Raw genomic sequence first — 23,005 nt, forward strand, 5'->3', positions numbered from 1 at the left:
GTGCCGGCCCGACCTGCCGCCCCGCCGGCGGGCGGCCTGGGCTGGGCGAACCTCGGCATGGACATCGTGTCCGTCAACCGTGTCCGCCGGCTTCTCACCGAGTACGGCGAGACGTTCTTCGAGCGGATGCTCACCCCCGGCGAACTCGCCGACTGCCGCACCTCCACCGGGCTCGACGTCCTGAGCCTGTGCGGACGGATCGCGGCCAAGGAAGCGGCATTCAAGACCCTCCGGGTCAGGGGCAGGTTCCTGCCCTGGCCGGACATCGTCGTACGGCGCTCCGAAGGCGGCTGGCCGCTGGTGGAGCTGCACCGCAGCGCGGCCGAGATGGCCGCCGTGTCCGGCATCACCGAGATCACCGTGTCCATCAGCCACGACGTGGACTACGCGGTGGCGGTCGCCGCTCCGATCATCGTCGCGCCCCCCACCCCTTCCGTACCCCGCAGTTAAAAGGAGAGCAACCATGGCCGACGGCCTGCAGCAGGTGAAGAACTGGATCCTCGAGCGTCACCCCGAGCGCGAGGACATCGCCCCCGACCTCGACCTGATCGAGAACCGTCTCATCGACTCGCTGTCCTTCGTCGAGTTCGTCTTCCTGCTGGAGCAGGAGAGCGGCCGGTCCATCCGGATGGAGACCCTGCAGGTCGACGAGATCCGGACCCTCGCCGCCATCGGGACCCACTTCTTCGCGGACACGCGCCAGGAGGTGGGCCAGGCATGAGCAGCCGGCGCCTGTTCACCTCGGAGTCGGTGACCGAGGGACATCCCGACAAGATCGCCGACCGGATCAGCGACACCATCCTCGACGCCCTGCTCGCCGACGACCCCGGTGCGCGGGTCGCGGTGGAGACGCTGCTGACCACCGGGCTCGTGCACATCGCGGGCGAGGTGACCACCACCGCGTACGCACCGATCGCGAAGCTGGTGCGCGAGGCGATCCTCGACATCGGCTACGACTCCTCCACCAAGGGTTTCGACGGCGCCTCCTGTGGTGTGTCGGTCTCCATCGGCGCCCAGTCGCCGGACATCGCCCAGGGTGTGGACACCGCGTACGAGAGCCGGGTCGAGGGCGGCTCGGGCGCGCTCGACGCGCAGGGCGCCGGCGACCAGGGCCTGATGTTCGGCTACGCCTGCGACGACACGGCCGAGCTGATGCCGCTGCCGATCGCGCTGGCGCACCGGCTGGCGCGCCGGCTGACGGAGGTCCGCAGGAACGGGACCGTCCCGTATCTGCGGCCCGACGGCAAGACGCAGGTCACCATCGAGTACGACGGCGACCGGCCCGTACGTCTGGACACGGTGGTGGTGTCGTCGCAGCACGCGTCCGACATCAGCGTCGAGGGGCTGCTGACCCCGGACATCCGGGAGTTCGTCGTCGAGGCGGAGCTGAAGGCGCTCGCCGAGGAGGGCGTCAACCTGGAGTCCGACGGCTACCGGCTGCTCGTGAACCCGACCGGACGGTTCGAGGTCGGCGGCCCGATGGGCGACGCGGGCCTGACCGGCCGGAAGATCATCATCGACACGTACGGCGGCATGGCCCGCCACGGCGGCGGCGCGTTCTCCGGCAAGGACCCGTCCAAGGTGGACCGGAGCGCCGCCTACGCGATGCGCTGGGTCGCGAAGAACGTCGTCGCGGCGGGTCTGGCGCGACGCTGCGAGGTGCAGGTCGCGTACGCGATCGGCAAGGCGGAGCCGGTGGGCCTGTTCGTGGAGACCTTCGGCACGGGCACACTGCCGGACGAGGCGATCCAGGACGCGGTCCGCACGGTCTTCGACCTGCGGCCTGCCGCGATCATCCGAGACCTGGACCTGAAGCGGCCCATCTACGCCCAGACCTCGGCGTACGGCCACTTCGGCCGCGAACTCCCGGACTTCACCTGGGAGCGCACGGACCGGGTGGACGCGCTGAAGAAGGCCGCGCGCGCTCCGGAGCCGAGCAAGGTCAAAGGGGTCTGACATATGCGTATCGCTGTCACGGGATCCATCGCGACCGACCATCTGATGACCTTCCCCGGCTGGTTCAGCGAGCAGCTGCTCGCCGACCGGCTCGACCGGGTCTCCCTGTCGTTCCTCGCCGACAACCTGGAGGTCAGGCGCGGCGGAGTGGCAGCGAACATCGCCTTCGGGCTCGGGGTCCTCGGACTGCGTCCGGTCCTCGTGGGCGCGGTCGGCGCCGACTTCGAGCCGTACCGGATCTGGCTGAAGGACCACGGTGTGGACACCGACTCGGTGCGCGTCAGCGCGTCGCTCCACACCGCCCGGTTCGTCTGTACGACGGACCGGGCGCAGAACCAGATCGCCACCTTCTACGCCGGAGCGATGGCCGAGGCCCGCGAGATCGACCTGCGGGAGGTCGTCGCCCGGACGGGGCGTCTGGAACTGGTCCTGGTCTCCCCGGACGATCCCGAGGCCATGCTCCGGCACACCCGTACCTGCCGTGAGCTGGGGATTCCGTTCGCCGCCGACCCGTCGCAGCAGCTGGCGCGGCTCGGCCGGGACGAGGTGCGGGAGCTGGTGGACGGTGCGCGGTGGCTGTTCTCCAACGAGTACGAGACGGCCCTCCTCGGCGAGAAGTCGGGCTGGTCGGAGGCGGAGATCCTGCGCCGGGTCGGCGTCTGGGTCACCACCCACGGCGAGGCCGGTGTCCGTATCCGCGGCGAGGACCGGGACACCCTGGCCGTGCCGGCCGTGCCGGTGCCCGGGGTCGTGGACCCGACCGGTGTCGGGGACGCCTTTCGCGCCGGGTTCCTCGCCGGTACGGCGTGGGGCGTGCCGGAGCGGTGCGCGGCGCAGCTGGGCTGCGCGGTCGCCGCCACCGTCCTCGACTACGTGGGCACGCAGGAGTACCGGCTGCACCGCGACCCGCTCGTGGACCGGATCAGGACGACGTACGGCATGGGTTGCACGGCCGAACTGCTCGTTCATCTCAGGGGGTTGTCATGAGGAGGTCGCTGCGGGACGAGTTCGCGACCCGGGTCGTCGTCGCCGACGGGGCGATGGGCACGATGCTCCAGGCCGCCGACCCGACGATGGACGACTTCCAGAACCTGGAGGGCTGCAACGAGATCCTGAACGTCACTCGGCCCGACATCGTCGCCTCCGTCCACGACGCCTACTTCTCCGTCGGTGTGGACTGCGTCGAGACCAACACCTTCGGCGCGAACCTCGCCGCCCTCGCCGAGTACGGCATCGAGAACCGGGTCTACGAGCTGTCCGAGGCCGGCGCCCGGATCGCCCGTACCACCGCCGACGCCCACACGGCCCGCGACGGCCGGCCCCGCTGGGTCCTCGGCTCCATGGGCCCCGGCACGAAGCTGCCGACCCTCGGCCACATCACGTACGAGCCGCTGCGCGAGGCGTACCGGCAGAATGCCGAGGGGCTGCTGCGGGGCGGCGCCGACGCCCTGCTGATCGAGACCTCGCAGGACCTGCTCCAGACGAAGGCGGCCGTCGTCGGCGCCCGCCGGGCCCTGGAGTGGTGCGGGCTCGACCTGCCGCTGATCGTGCAGGTCACCGTGGAGACGACGGGCACGATGCTCCTCGGCTCGGAGATCGGGGCGGCGCTCACCGCCCTGGAGCCGCTCGGCATCGACATGATCGGGCTGAACTGCGCCACCGGCCCGGCGGAGATGGCCGAGCACCTGCGGTATCTGTCGCGGCACGCGGGGATCCCGGTGTCGGTGATGCCCAACGCGGGACTGCCGGTGCTGACCTCGGACGGTGCCCACTATCCGCTGTCGCCCGCCGAACTGGCCGACGCCCAGGAGCGTTTCGTACGGGAGTACGGCCCCGCGCTCGTCGGCGGCTGCTGCGGGACGACCCCGGAGCATCTGCGCGAGATCGTGGAGCGGGTGCGGGGCGCGGCCGTGCCGGCCCGTACCCCGGTCCCCGAACCGGGCGCCTCCTCGCTCTACAGCCATGTGCCCTTCCGCCAGGACACGTCGTACCTGGCGATCGGGGAGCGGACCAACGCCAACGGATCCAAGAAGTTCCGCGAGGCCATGCTGGACGGCCGCTGGGACGACTGCGTGGAGATGGCGCGCGACCAGATCCGCGAGGGCGCGCACATGCTCGATCTGTGCGTGGACTACGTCGGCCGGGACGGGACGGCCGACATGGCCGAGCTGGCGGGGCGTTTCGCCACCGCGTCCACGCTGCCGATCGTGCTCGACTCGACGGAGCTGGGTGTGCTGCGTGCCGGGCTCGAGAAGCTCGGCGGCCGGGCCGTGATCAACTCGGTCAACTACGAGGACGGTGACGGGCCCGAGTCCCGGTTCGCACAGGTCACGGCGCTCGCGAAGGAGCACGGGGCCGCGCTGATGGCGCTGACGATCGACGAGGAGGGGCAGGCCCGCACGGTCGAGGCGAAGGTCGCGATCGCGGAGCGGATCATCGCCGATCTGACGGAGAAGTGGGGCATCAGGGAGTCGGACATCCTGATCGACTGCCTGACCTTCACGATCTGCACCGGGCAGGAGGAGTCCCGGCGCGACGGCATCCACACCATCGAGGCGATCAGGGAGCTCAAGCGCCGCCACCCGGACGTCCAGACGACGCTGGGTCTGTCCAACATCTCCTTCGGCCTGAACCCGGCCGCGCGGATCGTGCTGAACTCGGTCTTCCTCGACGAGTGCGTGAAGGCGGGACTCGACTCGGCGATCGTGCACGCGTCGAAGATCCTGCCGATCGCCCGACTGGAGCCGGAGCAGGTCGAGGTGGCCCTCGATCTCGTGCACGACCGGCGCAGGGAGGGCTACGACCCGCTGCAGCGCCTCCTTGAGCTCTTCGAGGGTGCGACGGCGAAGTCCCTGAAGGCCGGGAAGGCCGAGGAACTGCTCGCGCTGCCGCTGGAGGAGCGCCTGAAGCGGCGGATCGTCGACGGCGAGAAGAACGGCCTGGAGGCCGATCTCGCGGATGCCCTGGAAGGGCGGCCGGCGCTGGAGATCGTCAACGACATCCTGCTGGACGGGATGAAGACGGTCGGCGAGCTCTTCGGCTCGGGGCAGATGCAGCTGCCGTTCGTGCTCCAGTCGGCCGAGGTCATGAAGGCGGCCGTCGCCTACCTCGAACCGCACATGGAGAAGTCGGACGCCGAGGGCAAGGGCACGATCGTGCTGGCCACCGTCCGCGGAGACGTCCACGACATCGGCAAGAACCTCGTCGACATCATCCTGTCCAACAACGGCTACAACGTGGTGAATCTCGGCATCAAGCAGCCGGTCTCCGCGATCCTGGACGCCGCCGAGGAGCACCGCGCCGACGTCATCGGCATGTCGGGCCTGCTGGTGAAGTCGACCGTCATCATGAAGGAGAACCTGGAGGAGCTGAACGGCCGGGGACTCGCGGCGAAGTTCCCCGTGATCCTGGGTGGCGCCGCGCTGACCAGGGCGTACGTCGAGCAGGACCTGCACGAGCTGTACGCGGGCGAGGTGCGCTACGCCCGGGACGCCTTCGAGGGCCTGCGGCTGATGGACGCGCTGATGGCGGTCAAGCGGGGCATCCCCGGCGCCGTGCTCCCGGAGCTGAAGCAGCGGCGCGTGCCGAGGCGGGGCACGCCCGTCCTGGAGGTACGGGAGCCCGAGCCGGCGGGCCGCTCGGACGTGGCCCCGGACAACCCCGTACCGGAGCCGCCGTTCCTCGGCACCCGGGTCGTCAAGGGCATCCAGCTCGCCGAGTACGCGTCCTGGCTCGACGAAGGCGCCCTGTTCAAGGGCCAGTGGGGGCTCAAGGACGCCGGGACGATCGAGTCGGAGGGCCGGCCGCGGCTGCGCGGCTGGCTGGACCGGCTCCAGACCGACCAGCTCCTCGAAGCGGCCGTGGTGCACGGCTACTTCCCCTGTGTGTCCAAGGGCGACGACCTGATCGTCCTGGACGAGGACGGGGGCGAGCGGACCCGCTTCTCGTTCCCCCGCCAACAGCGGGGCCGCCGCCTCTGCCTGGCCGACTTCTTCCGCGCCGAGGACGCGGGCGAGGTGGACGTCCTCGCGCTCCAGGTCGTCACGGTCGGCTCCCGGATCGGCGGGGAGACGGCGAAGCTGTTCGCCGCGGACCGCTACCGGGACTATCTCGAACTGCACGGCCTGTCCGTGCAGTTGGCGGAGGCGCTGGCCGAGTACTGGCACGCGCGGGTGCGCGCGGAATGGGGTATCGGGGGAGCGGACCCGGCGGGCATCGAGGGGATGCTGCGCACCGAGTACCAGGGCTGTCGTTACTCGCTCGGCTACCCGGCCTGCCCCGACCTGGAGGACCGGGCGAAGATCGCCGACCTGCTCCGGCCCGAGCGGATCGGGGTCGAGCTGTCGGAGGAGTACCAGCTGCACCCCGAGCAGTCGACGGACGCGATCGTCGTCCACCACCCGGAGGCGAGCTACTTCAACGCGGGGGGCCGGCGTTGACCGCGCATCGCACTCTTTCCCACCACACGCGAGGAGCGTTGACCATGCCTGACAACGACTACAAGGTCGCGGACATCTCGTTGGCCGACTTCGGCCGCAAGGAGATCACGCTGGCCGAGCACGAGATGCCCGGCCTGATGGCGATCCGCCGGGAGTACGCGGAGGCCCGGCCGCTGGCCGGCGCCCGGATCACCGGCTCCCTGCACATGACCGTGCAGACGGCCGTCCTCATCGAGACGCTCGTCGCGCTCGGCGCCGAGGTGCGCTGGGTGTCGTGCAACATCTACTCGACCCAGGACCACGCGGCCGCCGCGATCGCCGCCGCCGGGATCCCGGTCTTCGCCTGGAAGGGCGAGACCCTGGAGGAGTACTGGTGGTGCACGGAGCAGGCCCTGACCTGGCCCGGCGCGATCGGTCCCAACATGATCCTGGACGACGGCGGTGACGCCACGCTCCTCGTCCACAAGGGCGTGGAGTACCAGAAGGCGGGCGAGGTCCCGGACCCGTCGACGGCGGACAACGACGAACTGCGCGTCGTCCTCGAGCTGCTGCGGCGCACGTCGATCGACTGGACGGCGCTCGCGGCCGGGATCCGCGGGGTGACGGAGGAGACCACGACCGGTGTCCACCGCCTGTACGAGATGCACCGCGAGGGTGCGCTGCTCTTCCCGGCGATCAACGTGAACGACGCCGTGACGAAGTCGAAGTTCGACAACAAGTACGGCTGCCGGCACTCCCTGGTCGACGGCATCAACCGGGCGACGGACGTGCTGATCGGCGGCAAGACGGCCGTGGTCTGCGGCTACGGCGATGTGGGCAAGGGCTCGGCGGAGTCGTTGCGCGGGCAGGGCGCGCGGGTGATCGTCACGGAGATCGACCCGATCTGCGCGCTCCAGGCGGCGATGGACGGCTACCAGGTCGCGACCCTGGACGACGTGGTCGAGACGGCGGACATCTTCGTCACGACGACCGGCAACAAGGACATCATCATGGCGTCCGACATCGCCAGGATGAAGCACCAGGCGATCGTGGGGAACATCGGCCACTTCGACAACGAGATCGACATGGCGGGGCTCGCCCGGATCCCCGGCATCGTGAAGGACGAGGTCAAGCCGCAGGTCCACACCTGGACCTTCCCCGACGGCAAGGTCGTGATCGTGCTGTCGGAGGGCCGGCTCCTCAACCTGGGCAACGCGACCGGGCATCCGTCGTTCGTGATGTCGAACTCCTTCGCGGACCAGACCCTGGCCCAGATCGAGCTCTTCACCAAGCCGGAGGAGTACCCGACGGATGTGTACGTCCTGCCGAAGCACCTGGACGAGAAGGTCGCGCGGCTCCACCTCGACGCGCTGGGCGTGCGGCTGACCGAGCTGCGCCCGGAGCAGGCGTCGTACATCGGGGTCCCGGTGGAGGGACCGTACAAGCCGGACCACTACCGCTACTGATGTGCACGACCGACGTGCGCGACCCCGATGTGCGTGATCCATGGCTCCCGGACCGGCTGCTGCGGACGGAACGGGACGCGCTGATGCCACTGCTGCGGCGCACCCCGGAGGCGTCGTTCGACCTGCGCACCGCCTGCCCGGGCTGGACGGCCCGGCAGGTGCTCGCGCACTGCGCGGCGGCCCTCGTCAGGATCGTCGAGGGCCGCCTCGAGGAGGGCGTCTTCCTGCCGGAGGCCAACGCGGCCGACGTCGCCGAGAGGGAGCCCTGGCCGCTCGGCCGGATCCTCGACGAACTGGAGCGCGGCTTCACGGAGGCCGGGCCGGTGATCGCGGAGACCGACGGCACGCTGGACGCGGTGGCGCTGGGGGAGTGGGTCCACGCCGGAGACGTACGGGAGGCCTTCGGCGCCCCCGGCGCGTACGGCGGCGCCGGACTGGAGCTCGCGCTCCCGCTCCTGTCGGTCACGAGCCGCAGACGTGAGACACCGGCGCTCGTCGGAATCCTGCCGGGCCGCCCCGAGCCCGTCTCCCTCGGCAACAGGATCGCAGGCCGTCCCGCGGCCCGGTTCCACGGCGAGGCGTCCACCTTGATCCGTATCTACGCGGGCCGCCCGCTGGTCCGCACGCGCTACGCCCTGACGGGCGCGACGGAACAGGAACTCCTGATCTACCGCTGAGCGCGTGGCTGTCGCACGCGGCGCACATCGACTCGTCCGCGACAGGCCGGAACAGCGTTGCCTGGTCGTGTGCGCCCGTGCACTCCCGTGTCCCGGCCGGCCGCGCCGCCAGCTGCGGCCCGGTGCCGGTCGGCGTGGGTACGAGTGGCCGGGGCGCGACCTCGCGGAGCAGGTGGCGTGGGGCGTCGTCGTGTGCGGGGCGCTCGTTCGGTCCTCCTCGCCGTGCGGGAGGCGGAGGACGGGTGGTGTGCTGGTCGGGACCCCATCCCCACGCACGGGAGCAGCATCATGGCCGTCATCGTCACTGTGGAGATCCCCGGCGGTACGCAGGAGCTCTACGAGCGCACCACACAGAGGGTCACCAACGCGCCGTGGTGGCCGCCCGAGGGCTTTCTCGCCCACGCGGCGGGCCCCGACGGCTCGGGCGGCTGGCGAGTGGTCGACTTCTTCGAGTCGGCGGAGGCGTTCCAGGCTTTCGTGGACAAGGCGATGCCGATCTTCCAGGAGGAAGGTATGCCGCCGATCGTGCCGAGGATCGAACCGGCGGTGAACGTCGTGCTCAAGTAGCGGCCGGCCGGGAAACCCTCGCGGACGGGTCTCCCGAAAACCCTTTGCAGCCTGGCGCCCCGGCGGCCAGGCTGCACCGTATGACCGCAGATTTGTTCGCCGCCGACGGACGCCTGAAGGTGATCCCGCGCCGGCCCGCCCGCCGCGAGGCGCTCCTCGCGCACCTCGCCGATTCCCTCTTCGACCCCGCCCGCTCGTACACCGAGCGCGAGGTCAACGAGGCGCTGCTGACCGTCCACGAGGACTTCCCGGCCCTGCGCCGTTACCTCGTCGTCGGCGGCCACCTGACCCGTACGAAGGACGGCGCGGTCTACCGCCGACAGCAGCAGCCCGGCTCCCCCGGAGGCGCGACCCTGTCCGTCGCGTGACCGCCGCGGTGGTGGCCGGCCTGCTCGCCGGCTACGGAATCGCGATCCCGGTCGGCGCCGTCGGCGCCTACCTGGTGGCGGTCACGGCGCGCACGAACTGGCGTACGGGAGCGGGTGCGGCCCTCGGCGTCGCCGCGGCGGACGGGGTGTACGCCCTGATCGCGGTCCTCGGCGGCTCGGCGCTCGTGCCGCTTCTCGCTCCGGTCATGGCCCCGCTGCGCTGGGTCTCGGCGGTGGTCCTCGTGGGCCTCGCCGCCCGTTCCGCGTGGACGGCCCTCCGCGCCTACCGCACGCGGGACCTCGCGAGCCGGGACGACCGCGACAGCCCCCTCACCCCGTCGCGCGCCTTCCTCACGTTCCTGGGCATCACGATCCTGAACCCCATGACCGTGATCTACTTCGTGGCCCTGATCCTGGCGACGGGCCCCTCGGGTCCGGCCACCCCCCTGGACCGTACGGCCTTCGTGCTCGCGGCCCTGGTCGCCTCCGCCAGCTGGCAGCTCTTCCTGGCCACGGGCGGGGCACTGCTGGGCCGCGGCCTGACGGGCCCGAGGGGGCGGCTCGCGACGGCGCTCGTCTCGAGCGGGCTCATCGCCGGACTGGCGGTCCACCTCGTGAGCTGATCGGCTCTGCCGCGGCGGCAAGACCATCGCCGCCGCGAGCGCCGACAGGTCGGTCCGCCCGCCGAGGGTCCACTAGCGGGGCTCGGCGGGCCGGAGCCGGAGCATGGAGATCTCCGGCCGGACCTCGGCGATCGCGGCGAAGTCGTCGTCCACGTGGATCAGCGTGAGGCGATGCTGCTCGGCGGTGAGCGCGATGAGGATGTCCGTGGGTGACGGTCCCCGGTGGTGGCCGGTCCTCAGCAACTCCCGCTGGACAGCGATGATTCGCGGCCAGGGGTCTTCGAGCGCGGGCACCCAGCCGAAGGTTTGGTTCAGCATGGTGAAGAAGGGCTCATGGTCCCGATCGGCGCGCAGGCCGGGCATGAGCTCGGCTTCCACCGGGGGGCAGATGGCCACTTGTCCGCGCGCTACGTGTCCGGGCCACGGTTCGCCGATCTGGCGCCGGAGGATGCGCCAGACCGCCGAAGTGTCGGCGAGGTAGTTCACAGCCCGTTGCGCTCCCGCTCTTCGAGGACGTCGAAGTCCAGGAAGTCCTGGGCGTTGTCCCGGAGCCAGCGCAGTGCCCTCGCCCGGTCGTCGGCGCTGATGGCCGCCGCTATCGTCAGCGCGCGATTGATGGTGTCGCGCTTCGTCTTGGTTCCGAGCTGCTGCTGGGCGAAGGCCAGCATGTCGTCGTCGATGTCGACCAGCGTCTTGGACATGGAGTCTCCACGCGACAGATGTATATACGGCCTCCGTCAGTATATATCGCTGTGAGGCTACGGGTCGGTCACATCTCCCGGCCGCGGACCGCGGCCGGTTCGCCGGGCGCCCAGGATGGCGGCATGCGATTCCGCCGCCCCGCCGCCGCTCTGCTCCTCCTCGTCCTGGCCGCCGGCGGCTGCGCCGACCCCGCCGACGATCCTCGGGCGGCCGGGGCGCCCACGAGTCAGGCGTCCTGTCCTGCTCCGGAGGACGCGCGGCCCGCGGATCCGGGACCGTGCAACGCGTACGACCCGGAGGACCCGGCCGACAAGTACGCCGAGAACCACGGGTATCGGCGCGAGACGGAGCTCACCGCGGAGCAGCGCGCGGGCGCGGAGGGGGCGGCGGAGGCGCTCGCCGCCGAGCTGCGGAAGTTCGCGGGGAAGCGCGCCACGGAGGACGAGTTGCAGGCCGCTGTCGCCTCCGTGATCGGCGTTCGGGAGAACGAGGTCGAGGTACGGGGCGAGTTCGACAAGGTCCTGAAGGACGTCCTGGTCGGCGGCGGGCACGGGAAGGTGTGCGTCAACGGCCATATCGGCGAGAGCGGCGCCACCGCCGAGGTCGCCGGCCGCACGATGGACGGCACGTGCATCCCGGGCCTGGGCGGCCACTGACCACCTCTCACCTCACCGGCCCGCACCGGCTTCGGCGTGCCAGCGGCGGAACCGCATGTCACGTCCCCCATGCTGGCGGCATGAACGGTGACGACTCGGGCGGTGGGCTTCAGGCGTCGGCGCGTGGATGGATGTCGCTGCAGTTGCCGGTGCTGGGGTTCGTGGGGCTGTGCGGTGCGCTCAAGAGCGGGAACGGTACGGCCGCCCCGAGGGTCGTGGAGGCGGTCGCGGGTGTGCTCGTGCTGCTCGCCCTGGCCGTCGCCTGTCTGTCGACGTATCTGGTGGCGCGGACGGCATGGCCGCTCTTCGGTGGGCCCGGGGCGGGCGGTGCCGCGGGGGAGGCGCGGCGGCTACGGACGGGGATCGGGCTCACCTTCGCCGCCGTGGCCCTGACGGCGGCCGCCGCCACGGTCGCCTGGTGGCCGGAGCCCGAGTCGGCGGATTCCGCCGCACTCGTGGAGGTCGCGACCTCGTCGGGCACCTGGTGCGGGTCGCTGCTGCCGGGTACCGAAGGTGCGGTGCGGCTGAGCGCGGAGGGGCGGTCCGTGGACGTGCCGCTCACGGGTGTTCTCGGCGTGACGCCCGTGACGGCCTGCCGCTGAGGCCGGAGGACCGCGCAGGGGTCAGCGGCCCCCGCGCGTACGAGCGGCCGCCATCAGCGCGACCGCGGTGACCGCCATGCCCGTTCCGGCGGCCATCACCCCGCAGCGGGAGCGCCAGGACATGACCGACCAGCAGGACTGCGCCGACAGCAGGGAGCCCGTACTCAGCCAGGACCCGATCGAGGCGACGGAGGCGGCCGAGCCGACGGACCCGACGGAGAGGACCGAGCCGACCGAGCCGATCGACAGACAGGACCCCACCGAGCCGATCGACAGCACGGAGTCACGCGACCAGAGGGAGAGCGTCGACATGCCTCCATCGTAGGTTCGCGGCCGGGGCGTCACGACCGGACCGACGTCGCCCCTCGCCCCCACGGTCACGCGTGACGCCCGCCTCCGGCCGACGAGAGGGTGCCGACGGCGGCAGGACGCCGGTCACGTGGAAGCAGCCGGCGAGTCCACCCGTCGGTACGCCCGGTCCCACAGCCAGGGGTGATGTCGGGTCCGGCCCACGAGGTCGCCGCTGTGCGCCGCGGCCACGGCGCCGACGATCGGTGTGGCGAGGAGGGTGAGCAGGGTCGGCAGGTAGCCGAGGTCGGTGGCGAACGCCACGACGACCGCCTCGGGCAGGAACAGCGCGCTCGCGACGGCTCCGGCGAGCAGCCCCCGCAGCGGGGCCCGAGCGGTGAGCCGGTCGGGCGCCAGGGCGAGCGCGCCGCCGGTCGCCGCACCGAGCAGCACACCGACCGCCATCGTCCCGCCGACCGCCACGACGCCGCGCAGGATGCCCATGAGGGCGTCCCCGCGCATCCCGGTGAAGAGCCACGCGATGGCGTGCACGAGCCACAACACCCCGAAGAAGCCCGCGGGCCCCACGGCGATGCGCACCCCGAGCCGAACGCCTCGACGGACCACCTGTGCGACGTTCACATGCCCCCCAGCCTGTCGTCGCGTACCTCGGCGGGTACGCCTCACGTCAAGGTAGAGCATTCGCCGGAGGGCGGGCTCAGTCGATGTGCACGATCTGGAACGCCTCCGCCATCCGGCCCGCCGGCAGTCCGCCGGCCGTCGCGTGTTCGCTCAGCCAGTCCCGCAGCAGGCCCGCCAGGTCGTCGAAGTGGGCCGTCTGGGAGGTGTGGATGCGCAGGGCCTCGACCTTGCGGTCGAAGACCGGGGTGACGTCGACGTACTGATTGGGCGTCGGGCCGGTCATCAGCCACAGCTCGTGGACGATCCACGGCTCCAGGCCCTCCTCCTTCAGGAGGGACGCGTGCGCGAAGGGGTTGCGGGCTTCCGGGTAGATCGCGCGGAGGCAGGCGTCGCCGACCGCGCGGTGGTCGGGGTGGAGGTCGGCCACGCGCGCCCAGTTGATCTCGGGGGAGGGGATGATCGCCCGCTGCGGGCGCACCTCGCGGATGACCCGGCACAGGTCGCGGCGGAGTTCCACGCTCGGTTCCACGAAGCTGTCGGGGTAGCCGAGGAAGCGGACGTCGGCGACACCGCTCAGCTTGGCGGAGTGGACCTGTTCGGCGCGGCGCAGGTCCGCCATCGCCTGGCGCGGGAGCTGTTCGTCGTAGCCGCCGGCGCCGCCGTCCGTGACGATGCAGTACGTGACCCGGGTGCCGCGCTCGATCCACTGCATGACCGTGCCGCTGACGCAGAACTCGATGTCGTCCGGGTGTGCGGCCACCACGAGCAGGGACGCGGGGGCGGTGCGATCGGTGTGGTCGAAGTCCTCCATGAGGTCAGCCTGTTGGGGTGGCGGGGGCGTCGCAAGGCCAAGCCGTGGCGTGAACCGGACATGGCACTTACGCGCCATTCAAAAACTTGGTAGATTCAAATTATTGGTAGTCACGGGTGACGTGCTTGGAGGGTGACCGGTATGTGCAGGATCCTCGGCTCCTTCGCCGCCGGGGCGGCGGCCCGCGCGGCCCGCCCCGAGCCGGCCGAGCTCTCGGCGGTCTCGGCCCGTCAGCGGCACGGCGGCCCCGACGAGCACCAGGTGCTGAGCGGGCCCGGCTGGTCGCTGGGATGCGATCGCCTCGCCGTCACCGACCCCTGCGGCGGGCAGCAGCCCTACCGGCTGCCGCACCTGCCCGGGATCCTGGCCGTCCTCAACGGCGAGATCTACAACCACGCCTCTCTGCGCCGGCACCTCGCCGCCCGCGGACACCGCTTCCCCGACCGCTGCGACGGCACCGTGCTGCCCGCGCTGTACGCGGAGTACGGCCCCGCGTTCGCCGACCACCTCGACGGCATGTTCGCCGTCGCGGTCCTCGACCTCAGGCCCGGGTGTACTCAACTCGTCCTCGCCGTCGACGACATGGGCATGAAGCCCGTCCACTGGCACCACGATCCCGCCGACGGATCCACCCGCTTCGCCTCCGAGATCCCCGCGCTGCTCGCGTTCGAGGGCGTACGGATCGCCCCGCGCGAGGACTCCCTCGACACCGTCCTCGCCACCCGCACGTCGTTCTCCGCCCACACCGCCCTCGACGGCATCGAGGTGCTCCCGCCCGGCGCCACCGCCGTCGTACGGCCGGGATTCCGGCCGTACGTACGGCGCCGCACCCCGCACCCGGCCGCACCGGTGGGGGACACGCAGGACGTACTGCGCAGCGAGGTGCGCCGGCTCGCCCGCGCCGAGGTGCCCGTCTGCGCGATCACGAGCGGCGGCCTCGACTCCGGGCTCGTCACCGCGCTCGCCGCCGAGCACGCCCGCGAGGCCGACGCGCCGCCGCTGCACACCTTCCACCTCACCTACCGGGGCAAGTGGCCCGACTCCGAATCCGCGTACGCCCGTTCGGTCGCCCGGCGCGCCAGGACCACACACCACGAGGTCGCGCTCGACCCCGACGAGCTCCCCTCGCTCCTCACCCGCACCGTCCGTCACCTCGGCCAGCCCAACGCCGACCCCATCGCGCTCTCCACCTACGCGCTGTTCCGTGCGGTACGGGAGGCCGGCTTCACCGTGGCCCTCGCCGGGGACGGCGCGGACGAACTCTTCGGCGGGTACGACCGGATGCGCGCCGCCCTGGACGCCCCGGCGGGGCCGGACGGCGCGGACTGGGCGGGGGCGTACGCGGACGCGCTGTCGGCGGCGCCGCGGCTGCTGCGCGAGCACCTCTACACGCCGTCCTACCGGGCGTTCATCGCCGACCAGGGTTCGGCCGCCGACCGGATCGAACAGGAGCTGCGCTCGGCGGAGGCGGCCGGCGCGGACCGGATGGTGGCGATGACGGGGTTCGAGACGCGCTGGCGGCTGCCCGCGTACCACCTGCGACGCGTGGACCATCTGTCGATGGCCTGGGCGGTCGAGGCGCGGATGCCGTTCTGTCAGCCGTCGGTGGTCGCGCACGCCCGCTCGCTGGCGCCGGCGGCGCTGCGGGGGAAGCGGGCGCTGTACGAGGCCGGGGCCGACCTGCTGCCGCCGGCGGTCCTCAACCGGCCCAAGCAGCCCTTCACGCTGCCGATCGCGGCCATGCTGACCCCGGGCGGCCCGCTGCTCGACACGGTCCGCGAACTCCTCTCCCCGGCCCGCCTGGTCCTGGGTGGCAAGGTCCGTGCCGACCGCGTCCAGAAGCTCCTCGCCCGGCAGCTCGAACGGCCCTCGCAGCACGACGCGTTGGCCCTGTGGGGGCTTGCCGTGCACGAGCTGTGGTCGGACGTGGTGCAGGGCATGAGGATCCCGGTGGGTTGTGCGGCATGAGGCCGGTGCGGGTGCTGCCGGGCCGCCCCGGGGAGGCCTGAGCGGCTCCCCGGAGCCCGGTGCGCCACGCCGGAATCCGGGCGCCGCGTCCCGTGGCGCCGCGCCGCCCGTGGTGGCCGCCACCGTCGTGCGGGCGGAGGACGCGCCCGGGCCCACGCTCGTCGTGGAGCTCGGCCAACTGCCCGACGGCGCACTGGCGTTGCGCGACGAACTCGGCACGCTGCGCCGAGCCCTCGCCGGGACGCCGTACGCCCGGCTGAACAAGATCGCGCTGTACGGCTCCTCCACCCGCCCAGGCCGTGACCTCGACTACCGCTTCGTCCAGGCCCTCCCCGACGGCGGCTTCGACTTCCGCACCGGCTGCGGCCACTCCCTGCTCGCCTGTGTCGTGGCGTCCGGCCGCCGGGGACCGGTCACCGTCCATGCCGTCACGACGGGCGACCTCGTGCGCTGCACCCCCGAAACGGCCTCCGGCGCGCACTCCCTCCGCTTCCTCCGGCCGCCCGACACCCCCGGGACCCTCCCCACCGGCCGCCCCGTCGACGTCCTCGGCGGGCTGCCCGTCTCCCTCGTCCGGTACGGCAATCCGTATGCGTTCGTCGACGCCGAACACCTCGGGATCCGTACCACCGAAAGGCTGTTCAGAGCCGAAGACGCCACCCTCCGGCGGCTCCTCGCGCTGCGCGCCCACGCCGCCCGGGTGCTCGGCCACGCACCGCACTCCGCCCTGCCCAAGATCGCCGCCTTCACCGCCGGGCCCGGCGGGCTCGCCGTCCGCGCCCTCACCGTCGGCGGCTGGCACCCCCGGCTCGCGCTCACCGGCGCCGCCGCGCTCGCCGCCGCGGCCGCGCTCCCCGGTACCGTCGTACCGGCCCTGGACGGGCCCGTGCACACCCCCGGCGGGCCGGTGGCCGTCTCCGCCGACGACCACTCCGTCGCCGTCCACCGCAAGCGCGCGACCGTGCTCGACAGGGTCGAACTGCCATGGCGTATCCACGCAACGGCGTGAACGCGCACCCCTCTCACCACGCTCCGGCGCCGATTCCTCTGCCACGCTGAATTCGACCGGCAACCGGTATCCATGGGGAGAGCGGACGAGCATGAAATTCGAGAACCTGCGTGTCGTCGTGACCGGAGCGTCCCGCTATTTCGGCCGCGCGCTCGCCGTCGGATTCGCGCATCTCGGTGCCGAGGTCTATGTCTCGGCCCGCACCGTCGAGGCCGCCGAGCGGACCCGCACCGAGGTCATGGGCTCCGCCCGCGACCGTATCCACGCGTTCGGCTGCGACCTCAGCAGGCCCGCCGAGATCCGCGAGTTCGCGGCGCGGGTCGGCGAACGCACCGACCGGGTCGACCTGCTGGTGAACAACGGCGCCCGCTGGCTCGACGGCATGGACCTGGAGGCGGCCAGCGACGACCAGATCGTGGAGACGATCGAGTCGACGGCCGGCGGCACCGTCCTGATGGTCAAGCACTTCCTGCCGCTGCTGCGCGGCTCGCTGCGGCCCGACATCGTCAACATGGTGGCCGTGCGGGACGCCGAGGGCGCCTCCGCGGCGGCCGGCGCGGCCCATGAGGCGTTCTGGGCGGCGAAGAGCGCGCAGGCGGGCTTCGCCGACATTCTCTCGCGCCGCCTCCGTCCGTCCGGTGTCCGGGTCTTCTCGCTCTTCCCACCCGATTTCTCCACCTCCGATCCGCGGTTCGCGGAATGGGACGGATCGAATCCGGACGGAATGGCACCGGACGAGAAGCTGACCACCCAGGCCCTTTTCGAATGCATCGTCTATGCCGTCGAACAGCCCCGTGACTGCTTCATCCGCTCTTTCCATTTCGAACCTCGCTGAAGCTCAGGAGGTCCCATGAGCACCGTTTCTAGAGACTGAGCGGGAGTGAGTCCTGATGCCAGAACCCATGCTCAGCCGCGTGCCCCGAACGGTGTTGGGCACACTGGTCGCCCGCGTTCGCTCCGCGTCCGGGCGGCGCGCATCCTGTGCGCGGTCCGGGAACGCGGGGGCGGGGTTCCTCACGTCCAAGAGTGCCCGATGGGGCCTGGACGGTCCGATGCCCACGACGATCACTCCGGTCGTCGTGGGGCGGTGCCGTCCGTCGCCGGATCGGGTGCCCTTGGGCGCGCCTTCCGATCGCCACGGCGGCAGCGTCGTGACGAGTGGTCTTACGGGTCTTGCTGTTGAGGGGCTTCTGCCAGTGCTGGGCGCCCCATCGGCTGGTGTAGGCGGGGTCCACGGCGATGATGCTGATGCCGGTCTGGTCGGCCATCGAGGTGAGGCGGGCTCGGAGCTTGCCTGTGGGCATACCGGAGATCAGCTGCCGGAACCGTTTGCGTCGGCCGTGCTTCTCACGGGTCTTCTCCGCCCGGAAGTCCAGATCCTCGACCGCGATCGCCTTCACGCCGCAGGCCTTCGCCCAGTTCAGGAGCCGGGTGAGGGCGTGACGGACCTGGGCGTCACGGTGCTGGGCGGTGCCGGACAGATCGTAGAGGAAGCGGCGCGGGTTGCCGATGGGGTTGCCGTGGGCGTCGAGGCGCCAGGCGGCGAGGTGGTCAGCGTTGGTGTCGACACCGATCACACCGTGCGCGAGCGCAACCTCCAGCGGAACCGTGGGTGCCGCCGAGATCTGCCACGAGGCTGTCAGGTACCAGCGTCCGCGCGCCGCGTCGTATTGGATGCGATAGGCCACGGACCGGTTCGCCTCGACGCGATCAGCCCACTCAGTTCCCCGGTGGGTGAACCGCACCCGTGCTGCGAGGACGTATCGGCCATGTGGTGCGTTCGCCAGCCCGGCCAAGGGCACGGGGAGCTTGATGGACACCTCGCCGGCGGGGGTGATGCGGATGGTCTCGTTGCCGTACCGCTTCCCCGACTCCCCGTCCGCGGAGAGGAACCAGCGTTCGGCCTCCCACCGCTCCCGCCACTCGGCCTCGGTGAGCCCGGCGTGGCCAAGGTTGTGCCGGGTGTTCAGCAGACGCCTGCCGCCCCGGACTACCCGAACCCGGCCAGCCCGCCAGTCGGCGACCGCAGCCTCATGCCGGGCCTCCAGCACGGCCAGACGCCGGGACTTCGCATGCCACTCCCGCCGCGAGCGGTAGCCACCCGGAGCCTTCTTCGAACCGCGCTCACCAACCAGCAGGGACAGTCGGTGCCGGAGCGTCCGGGTCCCGGCCTCAAGAGTTTGAATGTGCGCGGCCAGGCAGCGACGGGCCAACGCCCACTGGTCATGCGACGCCTTTGTCACCGTCCCCGCCCACCGCGACGACGACACGCCCGTCAGTGCTCGCTTCCGCCCCGCCCACGACTCGGCGCAGTGCTCCAGACCGTCGGTGCAGCGCATTCTGAGATCCAGCGAGGCCAGCGCGCCCATGTGCGCGCCCAGCAGCCGCAGTACCTTCTCGTCTTCGACCGTGAGGTGCTTCAAGCGGTCGCGCACGGCGGCACCCGTAGGACCGGAGGCAACGAAGGACGCAGCGGGCACCCGCAGACCCGAAACCGCCCTCTCTCCATCCCGGCGCACCGCAACCACCCCCCACTCCAGGCCCAGAGTCCCCTCATCCCGGACTGGTCAACGAACCGCACCCGAAAAGGTCACCCGTTCCCACCCCGAACACTCAACCGCCCCACCGAAACGCGCGCTCACACCCACGCACCCGAACGCAGTAGTACGCAGAAAGGAGTCAGTCGTTGACCACCCCTGTCTGGATCACCGCGACCCCTCCGGCCACCCATGGCGAACTGCACATCGGCCATCTCGCGGGGCCGTACGTCGCCGCCGACGTCCTGTCCCGGTACCTGCGCGCCGAGGGCGAGCCCGTACGGTTCACCACCGGCACCGCCGACCACGCCAGCTCCGTCGAGGTCCGGGCGCTGCGCCACCACCGCAAGCCCGAGGAGGTCGCCGAGGGCTACCGTGCCGCGATCACCGCCGACTGGCTGCGCTCGGGCGTCGAGTTCGACCACATCGTCCGGCCGCGCCGCGACCGCGGCTACGGCCGCTGGGTGCAGGACCTCTTCAACAGCCTGTACGCGCAGGGCGTCATCGCGCCGCGCACCCGCCTCCTGCCGTACTGCGAGCCGTGCGAGCGCTGGCTGTACGGCGCGCACGTCACCGGCACCTGCCCGCACTGCGGCGCGGTCAGCGGCGGCGGGATGTGCCACGAGTGCGCCCGGCCCAACGACGGCGGCGACCTGATCGCGCCTCGGTGCTCGCTCTGCGACACCGCCGCGCTGTCCCGCCGCTGCCGCCGCCTCTACATCCCCCTCGAACCCTTCCGCGAGACCCTCGCCGACTACTGGGCCACCGCCGGCCTCCCGCCCCGGCTCGCCGCGCTGTGCGAGTCCCTGGTGGAGGACGGGCTGCCGGACATCGCCGTCGGCCACCCGGCCGAGTGGGGGCTCCAGGTGCCGGTCGAGGGCTTCCCCGACCATCGCGTCGACGGCTGCTTCGAGGCCGCCGCGATGCATCTGTTCGGCTACGACACCAAGGGCCCGCTGCCGAGCCGCGCCATCCACTTCTGCGGATTCGGGCACGCCTTCTGCCATGCCGTGCTGCTGCCGGTGATGCTCCTGGCCCAGGGCATCAAGCTGCCGCAGGACTTCTGCGTCAACGAGTCGTACGTGATCGAGGAGGGCGTCCAGGAGGGCAACGTCTGGGCGCTCGACCTGCTCACCGAGTTCGGCTCCGACACCCTGCGCCGCCATGTCCTCCAGGCCCGCCCGCTGGGCCGCCGCACGGTCTTCCACCGTGACCGGCTCGCCGCGGCCCGCCGAGAGCTGGACGAGAACTGGAACAGCTGGCTCGCGCGGCTCTTCACCTCCGTACGCGAGGAGTGCGCGGGGCTCGCCCCGGAGGCGCTGCCCGGCGGCACCGGCTGGGAGATCCTGGACCGCCGGCTGTACCGGGCCGTCGAGGACCTGCGCGAGGCGTACGGCCCCGATGCCTTCGACCCGCGGCGGGCGGTGGCCGTTCTCGACGAGGTGGTCCGCTCGGTGGCCGACTTCGGCCATGTCAACGCGCACGAGCGCTGCCGGCCCACCACGGCATGCCGTCATCTGCCCGCTCTCGCCACCCAGTTGGCGGTCGCGTCGGCGCTGTCCGCCTGGGCCCGTCCGGTGATGCCGGAGGGCGCCGACCGGCTGGCGGCCGCGCTGAAGGTCGAGCCCGGCCGGGCGATCGACGTCTCGGCCCTGACCGGGCCCCTGCCGGGCACCAGGCTCGCCCCGCCGTCCGGCCCCGTCTTCGGATTCTGATCCAGCCCCCAGCCCCCAGCCCCCGACCCCGTCCGACCACCCCCATCCCCAGCCGATCCACCCCCACCGCCGCGTGGTCGTGCGCGACGCAACGCAGGGACACGTGGCCCGCCCTCACAGGAGCCCCACGTGTCTCTGCGCGTCGCCATGCTCAGCGTCCACACCTCCCCGCTCCACCAGCCAGGAACCGGGGACGCCGGTGGGATGAACGTCTACATGGTCGAACTCTCCCGGGCCCTCGCCGAACAGGGCGCCGAGGTCGATCTGTTCACCCGTTGCCGGGGCGAGGACCACTCCCCGCTCGTCGATCTCGCGCCGGGCGTGCGGGTCCGTCATCTGCACGCGGGCCCGTGCCGGGCGCTCCCCAAAGAAGCTCTGCCGGGTCTTGTCGTGCCGTTCTCCCTGGCCCTGCTCAAGGAGGACCGGCGCTACGACCTGATCCACTCCCACTACTGGCTCTCCGGGCAGGCCGGCCGGATCGCCTCCGCGGGCTGGCGGATACCGCTGGTCCACACCGCGCACACGCTGGCCCGGGTGAAGAACGCGGCCCTCGCGGAGGGCGACACCCCCGAGCCCGAGCTCCGGATCCGCGGCGAGCACCAGGTGATCGACTCCGCCGACCGGTTGATCGCCAACACGGTCGACGAGGCCGAGGCGCTGGGCGCGCTGTACGGGGCTTCGGCGCCGCGCACCGAGGTGGTGCGGCCGGGGGTCGATCTGCGGACGTTCCGCCCGGGCGCGGGGCGCGCGGCCGCCAGGGCCCGGCTCGGGCTGCCGGCCGATGCCTTCATCCCCCTGTACGCGGGCCGCATCCAGCCCCTCAAGGGTCCCGATGTGCTCGTTCGGGCGGTGGCGGAGCTGCTGCTGATGGCGCCCGATCTGCGTCGCCGGCTGCTCGTCCCGGTCGTCGGAGGTCATTCCGGGGCGAGCAGGGAGGGCTCGGTGTGGCAGCTGGCGCGCGAGCTGGGGGTCACCGATGTGCTGCGGCCCTGCCCTCCCGTACCGCAGTCACGCCTTGCGGACTGGTACCGGGCGGCGGATGTTCTCGTGGTGCCGTCGCGCAGCGAGTCCTTCGGTCTGGTGGCCCTGGAGGCGCAGGCCTGTGGGACGCCGGTGCTCGCGGCCGCGGTGGGCGGGCTGCCGACGGCGGTGTGGGACGGGGTGACGGGGCTGCTCGTCCGGGGACACGACCCGGTGGAGTACGCCCGTCGGCTGCTGTGGCTCGCGACGCATCCGAAGGCGCGGGAGTCGATGGGGGAGGCGGCGGTCCGTCATGCCCGGGGGATGAGCTGGCGTGGATCCGCCGCCCGGACGATCGGGGTGTACGAGACCGCGATGAGTGGGGCAGGAGCGGCGGCACGCCCCTGCCCCGGCGGCCTCCCTCTCCTGGAGGAACGAGAAGGCCGCAGGACCAGCCTAGCATCTCTTTTGGTCTGACCAAAGATATGCAACGCTCCGGATCCGTCAATTCCGTGGCTCTGTAACCGGATTGGCGGAATGACGCATCCACGCCATGGCGGATCCACGCATGGAGAAACTCTGGATCCGTATCCCGGGGCGGGCCAATATGGAGATGTCTTCAGGGAGCGCCCGGCGGCACGGGCCCCCGAAGTCGGAATTCCCATTCCAACTCCTGGAGGAATCATGTCTGCTGTGCGTATCCCGGCCGTCCGCAGGACCGTCCGCCAGTTCGTCGTCGCGATGGTGGCGTGTGCGGCCGTCGCGGGTGGCGCCGCGCTGGCTGCCGCCCCCGGCGCCACCTCGGCCTCGACCTCGCAGCAGGCCGGTGCGGAGAACGACTGGCCGAAGGCGCCGAGCCCGTCCCCGGTCGCGCCCACCAACTGATGTGACATCACGCTGAATTCAGCTGGGGAGTCAGCGGTAATCAGCTGGAATAGGGAAAGCCCCGCGGTCGCCGTAACGGCGAACCCGGGGGATATGCGGTACCCGTCCACACCGGGAGCGGAGTTTCGATTAAGTGGATCCAGCCGAGGCGTACC

23 protein-coding genes and 1 pseudogene are annotated in these 23,005 nt (G+C 71.7%); 18 read left to right on the forward strand and 6 right to left on the reverse strand.

Translation table 11 applies throughout. The features are described 5' to 3' along the window. The 10 genes from acpS (at position 1) to ACFC0D_RS28220 (ending at position 10,075) form a co-directional block, all read left to right on the forward strand. Entirely contained in the window at positions 1-450 is a 450-nt protein-coding gene (gene acpS, locus ACFC0D_RS28175) for a holo-ACP synthase (RefSeq protein ID WP_376441596.1), read from the forward strand. A gap of 13 nt (positions 451-463) precedes the next feature. Next, the gene (locus ACFC0D_RS28180; RefSeq protein ID WP_376441598.1) at positions 464-721 is read left to right on the forward strand and encodes a phosphopantetheine-binding protein; all 258 of its coding nucleotides are present in this window, start codon (positions 464-466) and stop codon (positions 719-721) included. Further along, positions 718-1,956, forward strand: coding sequence for a methionine adenosyltransferase (gene metK / locus ACFC0D_RS28185; RefSeq protein ID WP_376441601.1), 1,239 nt, complete (start codon positions 718-720; stop codon positions 1,954-1,956). The genes ACFC0D_RS28180 and metK overlap by 4 nt, the downstream gene beginning before the upstream one ends. Positions 1,957-1,959: 3 nt before the next feature. Continuing rightward, complete coding sequence (locus ACFC0D_RS28190) at positions 1,960-2,943, forward strand: carbohydrate kinase family protein (protein WP_376441604.1); 984 nt, start codon at positions 1,960-1,962, stop codon at positions 2,941-2,943. Continuing rightward, complete coding sequence (metH, locus tag ACFC0D_RS28195; protein WP_376441607.1) at positions 2,940-6,395, forward strand: methionine synthase; 3,456 nt, start codon at positions 2,940-2,942, stop codon at positions 6,393-6,395. The genes ACFC0D_RS28190 and metH overlap by 4 nt, the downstream gene beginning before the upstream one ends. A 44-nt stretch (positions 6,396-6,439) precedes the next feature. Next, on the forward strand, positions 6,440-7,840 hold the full coding sequence (ahcY, locus tag ACFC0D_RS28200) for an adenosylhomocysteinase (protein ID WP_376441609.1): 1,401 nt from the start codon (positions 6,440-6,442) through the stop codon (positions 7,838-7,840). After that, positions 7,840-8,517 carry a maleylpyruvate isomerase family mycothiol-dependent enzyme gene (locus ACFC0D_RS28205; RefSeq protein WP_376441611.1) on the forward strand — a complete coding sequence of 226 codons (678 nt, stop codon included), beginning with the start codon at positions 7,840-7,842 and terminating at the stop codon, positions 8,515-8,517. Before ahcY ends, ACFC0D_RS28205 begins: the two co-directional genes overlap by 1 nt. Positions 8,518-8,805: 288 nt before the next feature. Beyond that, positions 8,806-9,084: a hypothetical protein gene (locus ACFC0D_RS28210; RefSeq protein WP_376441614.1), complete on the forward strand. Its 279-nt coding sequence runs from the start codon at positions 8,806-8,808 to the stop codon at positions 9,082-9,084. Between the two features lie 80 nt (positions 9,085-9,164). Beyond that, a complete protein-coding gene (locus ACFC0D_RS28215) occupies positions 9,165-9,452 on the forward strand; it encodes a DUF2087 domain-containing protein (protein ID WP_376441617.1) in 288 nt (95 codons plus the stop codon). Further along, complete coding sequence (locus tag ACFC0D_RS28220; protein WP_376441619.1) at positions 9,449-10,075, forward strand: LysE/ArgO family amino acid transporter; 627 nt, start codon at positions 9,449-9,451, stop codon at positions 10,073-10,075. Before ACFC0D_RS28215 ends, ACFC0D_RS28220 begins: the two co-directional genes overlap by 4 nt. Before the next feature lie 72 nt (positions 10,076-10,147). Here the strand turns inward: ACFC0D_RS28220 and ACFC0D_RS28225 are convergent, their stop codons facing one another. Continuing rightward, complete coding sequence (locus tag ACFC0D_RS28225; protein ID WP_376441622.1) at positions 10,148-10,561, reverse strand: PIN domain-containing protein; 414 nt, start codon at positions 10,559-10,561, stop codon at positions 10,148-10,150. After that, the gene (locus ACFC0D_RS28230; RefSeq protein ID WP_376441625.1) at positions 10,558-10,776 is read right to left on the reverse strand and encodes a type II toxin-antitoxin system VapB family antitoxin; all 219 of its coding nucleotides are present in this window, start codon (positions 10,774-10,776) and stop codon (positions 10,558-10,560) included. The genes ACFC0D_RS28225 and ACFC0D_RS28230 overlap by 4 nt, the downstream gene beginning before the upstream one ends. A 123-nt stretch (positions 10,777-10,899) precedes the next feature. Here ACFC0D_RS28230 and ACFC0D_RS28235 point away from each other — a divergent pair, with 123 nt between their 5' ends. Further along, positions 10,900-11,433: a precorrin-3B C(17)-methyltransferase gene (locus ACFC0D_RS28235; RefSeq protein ID WP_376441628.1), complete on the forward strand. Its 534-nt coding sequence runs from the start codon at positions 10,900-10,902 to the stop codon at positions 11,431-11,433. An 80-nt stretch (positions 11,434-11,513) separates the two neighbouring features. Then, positions 11,514-12,035, forward strand: a complete 522-nt coding sequence (locus tag ACFC0D_RS28240; RefSeq protein WP_376441631.1) for a hypothetical protein — start codon at positions 11,514-11,516, stop codon at positions 12,033-12,035. Positions 12,036-12,056: 21 nt separating this feature from the next. Here ACFC0D_RS28240 and ACFC0D_RS28245 read toward each other — a convergent pair whose 3' ends face one another. From ACFC0D_RS28245 to ACFC0D_RS28255, 3 genes are all read right to left on the reverse strand, one after another. Continuing rightward, on the reverse strand, positions 12,057-12,347 hold the full coding sequence (locus tag ACFC0D_RS28245) for a hypothetical protein (RefSeq protein WP_376441634.1): 291 nt from the start codon (positions 12,345-12,347) through the stop codon (positions 12,057-12,059). A gap of 123 nt (positions 12,348-12,470) precedes the next feature. Next, a complete protein-coding gene (locus ACFC0D_RS28250) occupies positions 12,471-12,965 on the reverse strand; it encodes a hypothetical protein (protein ID WP_376441637.1) in 495 nt (164 codons plus the stop codon). Between the two features lie 76 nt (positions 12,966-13,041). After that, positions 13,042-13,776, reverse strand: coding sequence for a PIG-L deacetylase family protein (locus ACFC0D_RS28255; RefSeq protein WP_376441639.1), 735 nt, complete (start codon positions 13,774-13,776; stop codon positions 13,042-13,044). A 141-nt stretch (positions 13,777-13,917) separates the two neighbouring features. Here ACFC0D_RS28255 and asnB point away from each other — a divergent pair, with 141 nt between their 5' ends. The 3 genes from asnB (at position 13,918) to ACFC0D_RS28270 (ending at position 17,588) form a co-directional block, all read left to right on the forward strand. Next, on the forward strand, positions 13,918-15,744 hold the full coding sequence (gene asnB, locus ACFC0D_RS28260) for an asparagine synthase (glutamine-hydrolyzing) (RefSeq protein ID WP_376441641.1): 1,827 nt from the start codon (positions 13,918-13,920) through the stop codon (positions 15,742-15,744). Positions 15,745-15,853: 109 nt separating this feature from the next. Further along, positions 15,854-16,753, forward strand: coding sequence for a PrpF domain-containing protein (locus ACFC0D_RS28265; protein WP_376441644.1), 900 nt, complete (start codon positions 15,854-15,856; stop codon positions 16,751-16,753). 91 nt (positions 16,754-16,844) lie between these two features. Then, entirely contained in the window at positions 16,845-17,588 is a 744-nt protein-coding gene (locus tag ACFC0D_RS28270) for an SDR family oxidoreductase (RefSeq protein ID WP_376441647.1), read from the forward strand. A gap of 28 nt (positions 17,589-17,616) precedes the next feature. Here the strand turns inward: ACFC0D_RS28270 and ACFC0D_RS28275 are convergent. Beyond that, positions 17,617-19,272 (reverse strand): annotated as a pseudogene (locus ACFC0D_RS28275) (IS200/IS605 family accessory protein TnpB-related protein). Between the two features lie 167 nt (positions 19,273-19,439). On the opposite strand from ACFC0D_RS28275, the gene ACFC0D_RS28280 reads away from it, so the two are divergent. The 3 genes from ACFC0D_RS28280 to ACFC0D_RS28290 all read left to right on the forward strand — a co-directional run bounded on the left by ACFC0D_RS28280 (position 19,440) and on the right by ACFC0D_RS28290 (position 22,850). Beyond that, positions 19,440-21,005 (forward strand): class I tRNA ligase family protein, encoded by a 1,566-nt coding sequence (locus ACFC0D_RS28280; protein ID WP_376441651.1) that lies wholly within the window; start codon positions 19,440-19,442, stop codon positions 21,003-21,005. A 129-nt stretch (positions 21,006-21,134) separates the two neighbouring features. Beyond that, positions 21,135-22,442 carry a D-inositol-3-phosphate glycosyltransferase gene (gene mshA / locus ACFC0D_RS28285; RefSeq protein ID WP_376441654.1) on the forward strand — a complete coding sequence of 436 codons (1,308 nt, stop codon included), beginning with the start codon at positions 21,135-21,137 and terminating at the stop codon, positions 22,440-22,442. Positions 22,443-22,649: 207 nt separating this feature from the next. Then, on the forward strand, positions 22,650-22,850 hold the full coding sequence (locus tag ACFC0D_RS28290; protein WP_376441657.1) for a hypothetical protein: 201 nt from the start codon (positions 22,650-22,652) through the stop codon (positions 22,848-22,850). Positions 22,851-23,005 lie beyond the last annotated feature (155 nt).

This window comes from Streptomyces sp. NPDC056222, from assembly GCF_042264065.1.
Taxonomy (GTDB): domain Bacteria; phylum Actinomycetota; class Actinomycetes; order Streptomycetales; family Streptomycetaceae; genus Streptomyces.

Bases quoted from the DNA above. Each gene is read 5' to 3' on its own strand.
- ACFC0D_RS28230 (WP_376441625.1), bottom strand. From the start codon at position 10,776: ATGTCCAAGACGCTGGTCGACATCGACGACGACATGCTGGCCTTCGCC.
- ACFC0D_RS28215 (WP_376441617.1), top strand. From the start codon at position 9,165: ATGACCGCAGATTTGTTCGCCGCCGACGGACGCCTGAAGGTGATCCCG.
- ACFC0D_RS28190 (WP_376441604.1), top strand. From the start codon at position 1,960: ATGCGTATCGCTGTCACGGGATCCATCGCGACCGACCATCTGATGACC.
- ACFC0D_RS28235 (WP_376441628.1), top strand. From the start codon at position 10,900: ATGCGATTCCGCCGCCCCGCCGCCGCTCTGCTCCTCCTCGTCCTGGCC.
- ACFC0D_RS28255 (WP_376441639.1), bottom strand. From the start codon at position 13,776: ATGGAGGACTTCGACCACACCGATCGCACCGCCCCCGCGTCCCTGCTC.
- ACFC0D_RS28205 (WP_376441611.1), top strand. From the start codon at position 7,840: ATGTGCACGACCGACGTGCGCGACCCCGATGTGCGTGATCCATGGCTC.
- ACFC0D_RS28210 (WP_376441614.1), top strand. From the start codon at position 8,806: ATGGCCGTCATCGTCACTGTGGAGATCCCCGGCGGTACGCAGGAGCTC.
- ACFC0D_RS28240 (WP_376441631.1), top strand. From the start codon at position 11,514: ATGAACGGTGACGACTCGGGCGGTGGGCTTCAGGCGTCGGCGCGTGGA.
- ahcY (WP_376441609.1), top strand. From the start codon at position 6,440: ATGCCTGACAACGACTACAAGGTCGCGGACATCTCGTTGGCCGACTTC.
- asnB (WP_376441641.1), top strand. From the start codon at position 13,918: ATGTGCAGGATCCTCGGCTCCTTCGCCGCCGGGGCGGCGGCCCGCGCG.
- ACFC0D_RS28180 (WP_376441598.1), top strand. From the start codon at position 464: ATGGCCGACGGCCTGCAGCAGGTGAAGAACTGGATCCTCGAGCGTCAC.
- ACFC0D_RS28270 (WP_376441647.1), top strand. From the start codon at position 16,845: ATGAAATTCGAGAACCTGCGTGTCGTCGTGACCGGAGCGTCCCGCTAT.
- ACFC0D_RS28245 (WP_376441634.1), bottom strand. From the start codon at position 12,347: ATGTCGACGCTCTCCCTCTGGTCGCGTGACTCCGTGCTGTCGATCGGC.
- ACFC0D_RS28290 (WP_376441657.1), top strand. From the start codon at position 22,650: ATGTCTGCTGTGCGTATCCCGGCCGTCCGCAGGACCGTCCGCCAGTTC.
- metH (WP_376441607.1), top strand. From the start codon at position 2,940: ATGAGGAGGTCGCTGCGGGACGAGTTCGCGACCCGGGTCGTCGTCGCC.
- metK (WP_376441601.1), top strand. From the start codon at position 718: ATGAGCAGCCGGCGCCTGTTCACCTCGGAGTCGGTGACCGAGGGACAT.